Origin of the sequence: Thalassolituus sp. UBA6592 (assembly GCF_002433655.1) — a bacterium.
Lineage (GTDB): Bacteria > Pseudomonadota > Gammaproteobacteria > Pseudomonadales > Oceanobacteraceae > Venatoribacter.
Window position 1 is genome coordinate 1 of sequence record NZ_DJIO01000035.1, and the last position, 2,705, is coordinate 2,705.

4 protein-coding genes are annotated in these 2,705 nt (G+C 54.3%); 1 reads left to right on the plus strand and 3 read right to left on the minus strand.

From position 1 onward, the window contains the following. Positions 1 to 57: 57 nt before the first annotated feature. The 3 genes from B2Z72_RS03105 to B2Z72_RS03115 all read right to left on the minus strand — a co-directional run bounded on the left by B2Z72_RS03105 (position 58) and on the right by B2Z72_RS03115 (position 2,402). Positions 58 to 582: a DUF1439 domain-containing protein gene (locus B2Z72_RS03105; RefSeq protein ID WP_297004135.1), complete on the minus strand. Its 525-nt coding sequence runs from the start codon at positions 580 to 582 to the stop codon at positions 58 to 60. 8 nt (positions 583 to 590) lie between these two features. Then, positions 591 to 1,520 carry a bile acid:sodium symporter family protein gene (locus B2Z72_RS03110; protein WP_297004137.1) on the minus strand — a complete coding sequence of 310 codons (930 nt, stop codon included), beginning with the start codon at positions 1,518 to 1,520 and terminating at the stop codon, positions 591 to 593. Between the two features lie 78 nt (positions 1,521 to 1,598). Continuing rightward, positions 1,599 to 2,402, minus strand: a complete 804-nt coding sequence (locus tag B2Z72_RS03115; RefSeq protein WP_297004138.1) for an SDR family oxidoreductase — start codon at positions 2,400 to 2,402, stop codon at positions 1,599 to 1,601. Positions 2,403 to 2,411: 9 nt separating this feature from the next. Between B2Z72_RS03115 and B2Z72_RS03120 the strand changes: the two genes are divergently transcribed. Next, positions 2,412 to 2,705: hypothetical protein (locus tag B2Z72_RS03120; protein ID WP_297004140.1), on the plus strand; the 294-nt coding region annotated here is incomplete at its 3' end.

The following is a 2,705-nucleotide window of genomic DNA, read 5'->3' on the forward strand; positions in this document are numbered from 1 at the left end:
CCCAAACTGTGGGACAGCAGTGGCGCGATGCCGGTTTTTTATAGGGCTGTTTCTGTATCAGAACGGACTCAGTTCGATAACGACTTCCTGCCCCTCAATATTGATGCTCTGCAGCATCATACGCGCCATAGACTGAGTCATATCTTCATCACTCAGCGTATACACTGGCTGATCTTTTACAGCCGGGGTGATGGCATCCTGCGCAATCTTGATAAGTTGCGGCTGAAAGCTCGGCGGAACACCGTTCAGTGCCAGTTCGGTGACTTCCGGATCGTCGATATAGAAGCTGTAATTATCTTTGTTGTAACGCACCTTGCCACTCACCGTCACCATGCCCTGACTTTGCAGACCGATGCTGGTTTGTACCTGCGTGAACGCGCGAATCTGAGCCCGCTGAGTATCGCTCAGCAAGGTCAGTGTAGGGTCTGACATTGTCAGCACGAACATACCGCGTTGCTGAGTCAGCGGCATGCGCTTATTCAGTTCCTGTTGCAACTGCTCCTGTGTGACGCGCATTTCATAAGCGCAGGTAAACGCAGTTTGCAGCAGCAGGACAACCAGCAGGAATGTCTTGTTTAACATGGAATCTCTCATTGACGGATTTTGCGGATCTTACGGTCGATCTGCCATTTCCAGAAGGCGGCCAGCAGCGAACCACTGATGTTATGCCAGACGCTGAACAGCGCACCGGGCAGTGCCGCTACCGGGCCGTAGAATTTAAGCGCCAGCGCAACACCAAGCCCCGAGTTCTGCATGCCGACTTCCAGCGCAATGGTGCGCGCTTCGGCCTCGGTATGACCGTTCCAGCGGGCGATAGCGTAGCCCAGACCCAGGCCCAGCAGGTTGTGCAGAATGACGGCGATGGCGGTGGTCATGCCCAGTGTCTGAATTTCTTCGGCATTCAGTGAGACGACGATGCCGATGATGGCCAGAATAAAAGCACTGGCGATGTCCGGCAGTTTGCTGTTGATGCTGCGCCCTACCTGCGGCAGAAACTGATTGCACAGTAAGCCGGCGAGTACGGGCAGAACAACGATTTTACCGATACTGATGATCATGCCCGTGGTATCAACCTGAACCTCGGCAGCGGCGTAAAAGGCGACCAGCCAGGGCGTCAGGATAACTCCCCAGAGTGTCGACATCAGCGTCATACTGACCGACAGGGCCACGTCGCCACGGGCGAGAAAGGTCATCACATTGGAGGACGTACCGCCGGCACAGGCGCCGACAATGATCAGGCCGATGGCAATGTCATCCGGCAGTGCCATGATTTTCACCAGCGCCCAGGCCAGCAGCGGCATAATAATAAACTGCAGCAGCACGCCCAGTGCGATGGGCTGTGGTTTATTCCATACGCGGCGGAAATCCTGCCAGCGCAGGGTCAGGCCCATGCAGAACATGACAATGGTGAGGAAGGGGACAATGGCTTCCTTCAGGTTGCTCAGCGGCTGCGGGTCGTACCAGGCGGCAATGCTGATGATTACGGCCAGAAAAGGAAAATAACGGTTAACGGACAACATACGGAGTCTCCCGGAATGGGCGGCTATCTTACCCCATGCCGGGCGTGAACTCAGCCCTCAGCTAATCCTATAAGCAGGCTACCATTTGGCATCCTGGGCGGCTTCGGGTTCCTCTGAGCGGCTGAGAAAGCGGACAACTGTACGACTGACGGCACGCGGCGTTATCTGGTTCAGCAGCCAGACAAAAGAGAAAAATGCACTGACCGGGCGATGCGTACGCGGGTTTTTAATCTGTGCTACTACGCCGTCGGCGACTTCCGCGGCATTGAGATTAACGCCGAGACGTTCCAGCACCGGCGCGCCGCTGGCCTGATCCATCAGCAGGGGCGTGGTGACAAACGGTGGCATAATATCGCAGACGCGGATATCGAATTCTTCCCACTCCAGCTGCAGTGCTTCAGTGAAGCCACTGACGGCAAATTTCGAGGCGGAATAGCTGGCCATGTGTGGAATGCCATAGGCAGCGCAGGCGGAACTCATATTGATGACGGTTGAGCCGGGGCTGTTTTTCAGATACTGAAATGCCGCATGGCAGCAGTGCATCACGCCCATAACATTAACGTTAATAATCTGCTGATGGCGTTTGCTGCTCATGGCTTCAAAGCGGTCGATCTGCAGGATACCGGCACAGTTGAACAGCACATCCAGCTGTCCGCCCCATTGCATGGCAAATTCACCAATGACCTGTTCCACCCGGTAGGCGTCGGTAACGTCCAGCTGCCAGTGCGAAACACGGCTCCGGTCCCAGCCGTCGATTGCTTTTACCAGAGCGTACTCATCGACATCAGCCAGCCCCAGAATCCATCCCTGAGCATAGAGTTTTTGTGCGGTCGCGAAACCGATGCCGGAGGCGGCACCGGTAATAAAAATAGTCTGGGGCATAGTTTTGTTATGTTTTTTATTATTATTTTTTGGTTTGAGCCGATTTATTCTGCCTTTTCAGAGCAGATCAGCAATGGTAATCCGCGCCATAATATTGGCCTGTTACATTTTTATTGCAGCGGACTTGATGACGTCATGGTGCAGTTTTTGGCCCGCTCAAACAAGCTGGTGTTTTTACTGGCAAAGAAAAAGCGGCCCGGAAGCCGCTGCTGTCCCACAAATTTCTATTCAAGCATTTTCGAAAAATGTCAGGCCCTTGTCCTCATAGAGGGGCCTTCCGAAACGTCGGACCGCCCCTCTCGC

Excerpts from the sequence above, each read along its gene's own strand:
- B2Z72_RS03110 (WP_297004137.1), bottom strand. The coding sequence starts at position 1,520 with ATGTTGTCCGTTAACCGTTATTTTCCTTTTCTGGCCGTAATCATCAGC.
- B2Z72_RS03115 (WP_297004138.1), bottom strand. The coding sequence starts at position 2,402 with ATGCCCCAGACTATTTTTATTACCGGTGCCGCCTCCGGCATCGGTTTC.
- B2Z72_RS03105 (WP_297004135.1), bottom strand. The coding sequence starts at position 582 with ATGTTAAACAAGACATTCCTGCTGGTTGTCCTGCTGCTGCAAACTGCG.